Origin of the sequence: Cereibacter ovatus, assembly GCF_900207575.1 — a bacterium.
GTDB lineage: Bacteria > Pseudomonadota > Alphaproteobacteria > Rhodobacterales > Rhodobacteraceae > Cereibacter_A > Cereibacter_A ovatus.
On sequence record NZ_OAOQ01000044.1, the window covers coordinates 1 to 3453 of the forward strand.

A 3453-nucleotide genomic window follows, 5' to 3' on the forward strand; every position below is an offset into this window, starting at 1 on the left:
GTCTCGCCAGTGGCCGCCTTCGCGAACTTGCGCTTCCACGCATAGAGCGAATGCAGGCTGACCCCGAGCCGCTCCGAAACCTCCTTGATCGGGTACACCCATCACGAAATCAAGGCGATCACCGGCCACAAGACCGACGCAGAAGTGCGTCGTTACACGGCGAATGCCGACCAAGTTCGGCTCGCTCACAGCGCGTTCGAGAAGCTACAAGACACCGCCAACAACCCGAAACCTGCTAACCCCCGCTGAGAGGTTAGCAAACACGAGGAAAAACCCCATGCATTCCAATATCTTAGTGGAAGAAGTGGCAGCCCGTAGGGGAGTCGAACCCCTCTTCCCAGGTTGAAAACCTGGTGTCCTAACCGATAGACGAACGGGCCACACTGGACGAGGGGCTGTCTAAGCGACTCGTCCAGCGGGCGCAAGAGACAAAATCACCCGTCGATCTGGCGTGCCATGATGGCGATGGCCTGCTGATAAACTGTCGCGGCGTTCCACTCGCGGATCACCGCAAAGTTCGGCTCGCCCTCCTGATAGCCCAGCCCCGGCCGCCAGCCCTTCCGCGCAAGGAAATTCGCGGTCGAGGCCATCGCATCGGTCAGGTTCATCAGATCCACCACACCGTCGCCGTTGCCGTCCACCCCATAAGCAAGGGCGTTGCCGGGCAGGAACTGGGTATGGCCGATCTCGCCATGCTTGGCCCCGACCGAGGCCGGCGTGATCGAACCGCGATCCACCAGCACCAGCGCCGCCAGCAGATGCGGGGTGAAAAACTCTGACCGGCGGCAGTCATAAGCCAGCGTGGCAATGGCCGACACCACGTTGGTGTCGCCCATGAAGCCACCGAATCCGGTTTCCATCCCGTGGATCGCCAGCAGGACGCCCGCGGGCACGCCATAGCGTTGCTCAAGCGAGGCGTAGAACTGCGCGTTTTTCGCCTTCCGCGCCCGCCCCTGCTGGACAATGGTGGCAGCGCCGCGCACCTGCATGAACTTATCCAGGCTGTAGCGGAAGCTTTTCTGGTTGCGATCGGCGGCGATGGTGCGCGAGGAATAGCCGGTGGCCATCAGCGCATCGATCCCACGACGCCCGACGCCCGCGGCAGCGGCCTCCTGCGCCATGACCGGCTTCCACGCCTCGTAATTGCTGCCGGTGTCGCTGCAAGGCGCGGCCAGTGCCGGGGATGCCGCCAGAAGGGCGGCAAGGGCAAGGGCGCTGTGGCTGAAGATCGAATGCATTCGGCTATCCCGCTTTCAAGAACGGATCGACTTTAGGGCAGGCAAGACGGCACGCAAGAGGCCGGTGGGTCTTGGACACGACATGTTGTCACGAAGTCATACGCCGCGCGCTGGTGGGCATCGACACCACCGCGGATAATAGACCCTGCCGCCGAGATGACCCACAGGTGGCGGAAACGATCGGCCGCGCCGGATGAACATCTGGCCCCCCCGGCGGCGGTCGCGTGGTGGCGCTGGCACCCGGACCCCGGCGATCTGTTCGTCGTGACCACAGTGGCGGGTCGCAAGGTGTTGACGACCTTCTCCTGGCGATGGGCCTGAGCGGCATCTCGAAGAGCACCGTGTCGAAGCTGAGCAAGGAATGAGCCGGGCCAGAAAACGATCCGGGGAATCGTTTTCCCGGCGAATGATGAGAGAGTGGGCGAGTTCCTGAACCGCCCACTGACCGGGGACTGGCCCTATCTCTGGCTGGACGCCACCTATCTGAAGGTCCGCCAAGGCGGCCGCATCGTGCCGGTCGCGGCGATAATCGCCGTGGCTGCCAACACCGAAGGCCGCCGGGAGATCATCGGCCTGGGCATCGGCCCGTCCGAAGCCGAGACGTTCTGGACCGAGGTGCCTCGCGGTCCCTGAAAGCCCGTGGTCTGGGCGGGGTCAGGCTGGTGATCAGCCCTCGGCGGCGAAACGGTCCCCCGGACCGTTTCGTGCCCCACCTCGACCCACACCGGCCTCAAGGCCGCCATCGCCCGGGTGTTCGAAGGTGGAGGCGTGAAGCGATCGATCCAGTGGATCGATCGTAGCCGGAACGGGCAGCGCTGCCGCGTTCACTGGATAAGGACCGCATTGGCGCACGTCTCCCGCGGCCAGCACACCGTCGTCGCCGCCGCGATCCGGCAGGCCTTCGACCAGCCCGACCGCGCTCATGCCGGCGAGACCTGGCGCAAGGTGGCCGAGCAACTGCGCCCACGCTGGCCGAAGCTGGCTGATCTGATGGACACCAGCGAGCACGACGTCCTGGTCTGCATCGGGCTCCGCCCGTTCTTGCCTCAAACTGTCCACCGGACAGTTTGCCGCTTCGCGGACCGGCGCGAACTCCCCCGTCAGCACCGCACGAAGCTTCACAGCACGAACCCAATCGAGCGTCTCAACAAGGAAGTGAAGCGCCGCACCGACGTCGTCGGCGTTGGTCGGGAAATCCTTCCACTGGAAGGATTTCTGATCCTCCCAACTCCCGAACGAAGCCTCCATCCTGCGACTGATCAGCGCCGTCCTGTTCGAGCAGAATGACGAATGGTGGACCGCCAGCCGCCACATGATGGTCGAGGCCTTCGCCCGGATCGACACCGAGGAGATCGACCCCATTCTCAGCATCACAACAAAAGCCGCCTGATCATGCATCAGGCCAACCGGGAAATTACACCAGCTTGACGGACGTGACCTGCGCAAGCGCCGCGAACCTGCTCTTGACCACGACTTCCGGCCGCCCCGTGTGGTCAGGCAAGTCGGCTGGCGGTGCGGCAAGGCCTACTTCTCTCAGGACGTGATCCGCCAGCGCATGTGCGAAGGATGCCACCCGACTCAACCGCCGTAGTGAAGGAGACTGTGGGCTTCCACGGCGCGGGGGCGCCATCCCCGACGAGGCATAGCGTCCAGTTCCTCGGTAAATCCAACGGACGCAGCAGCGGGGGCTTGCCTCTTTTCAGGTCTCGACGCTGTAGCACCTCGGGGGATGGCTCCCGGGGTGTTTTTCTGAGCGAGTCGCCCGAAGGGTCCCCGCTGCTTATCACTTGCTTACGGGATCGGTCCAAGCGGTGTGTAGTGCGCCGAGGGGCGTTGCCAAGCGCTTGTTACTATACGGGAAATTGGTCGGAGCGAGAGGATTCGAACCTCCGACCCCCTGCTCCCGAAGCAGGTGCGCTACCAGGCTGCGCTACGCTCCGACCATGGGTGGGGGGTTAAACTGTGGCGCGGGGGATTGCAAGGGGGGCATTGCGAATTTCATTGGCTTATCTGCTGTTGTGTGACCAATTATTTCCTCACGATACCAATTGCGGGATCACGGAAGTGGGCGACAGTCTGGCCTGCTGCCGGTTTCGTGGACACGAAGATAAGATCGTGACTGAATAGCCCCGAGTTTCTTAGACACCTTCGTGTGTCATCTTCCTCTGCCGTTCGAACTCGACTGGTGACAGCATTCCGTTCCTCGCATGCTTGC

1 protein-coding gene, 2 tRNA genes and 2 pseudogenes are annotated in these 3453 nt (G+C 63.1%); 1 reads left to right on the plus strand and 4 read right to left on the minus strand.

The genetic code is table 11. The annotated features are described in order from the left end of the window. The 3 genes and pseudogenes from CRO07_RS19565 to CRO07_RS18060 form a co-directional block, all read right to left on the minus strand. Positions 1 to 95: pseudogene (locus CRO07_RS19565) on the minus strand (transposase); the annotation flags it as partial. A 210-nt stretch (positions 96 to 305) separates the two neighbouring features. After that, a tRNA-Glu gene (locus CRO07_RS18055) sits at positions 306 to 380 on the minus strand. A gap of 54 nt (positions 381 to 434) precedes the next feature. Next, positions 435 to 1238: a lytic murein transglycosylase gene (locus CRO07_RS18060; RefSeq protein ID WP_097032004.1), complete on the minus strand. Its 804-nt coding sequence runs from the start codon at positions 1236 to 1238 to the stop codon at positions 435 to 437. Positions 1239 to 1519: 281 nt separating this feature from the next. On the opposite strand from CRO07_RS18060, the pseudogene CRO07_RS18065 reads away from it, so the two are divergent. Next, positions 1520 to 2628, plus strand: a pseudogene (locus CRO07_RS18065) (IS256 family transposase); the annotation flags it as partial. Between the two features lie 473 nt (positions 2629 to 3101). On the opposite strand, the gene CRO07_RS18070 reads toward CRO07_RS18065, so the two are convergent. Then, a tRNA-Pro gene (locus CRO07_RS18070) sits at positions 3102 to 3178 on the minus strand. Between the last annotated feature and the right edge of the window lie 275 nt (positions 3179 to 3453).

Excerpts from the sequence above, each read along its gene's own strand:
- CRO07_RS18060 (WP_097032004.1), bottom strand. The coding sequence starts at position 1,238 with ATGCATTCGATCTTCAGCCACAGCGCCCTTGCCCTTGCCGCCCTTCTG.